The sequence below is a fragment of the Cupriavidus sp. SIMBA_020 genome, from assembly GCF_046535395.1.
In the GTDB taxonomy this organism is placed as follows: domain Bacteria; phylum Pseudomonadota; class Gammaproteobacteria; order Burkholderiales; family Burkholderiaceae; genus Cupriavidus; species Cupriavidus campinensis.
Map to the genome: position 1 here is coordinate 1 of NZ_JAWRWU010000951.1, position 260 is coordinate 260.

A 260-nucleotide genomic window follows, 5' to 3' on the forward strand; every position below is an offset into this window, starting at 1 on the left:
TCGACGGCATCGACGCGCGCGGCGTGCTCGATCAGGTCGGGCTGTCGCTCGCGCAGGTCGAGGAGATGTACCGCTATCTCGCGATCGCGAACTACGAGGATCGCTTCGTGATCCCGACCACGCATCGAGAATATGCGGAGAACGCGTACGACCTGCGCGCGTCGTGCGGCTTCTCGTTCGGCAACGGCTGTTCCGACGGCCGCTCGTCGGCGAGCCTGTTCAGCGCGAAGAAGGAGAAGGGCACCCGGACGATTCCGATC

1 pseudogene is annotated in these 260 nt (G+C 65.0%); it reads left to right on the top strand.

Annotated features, from left to right (window positions below):
• Window positions 1-260: pseudogene (gene narH, locus SB751_RS32265) on the top strand (nitrate reductase subunit beta); the annotation flags it as partial.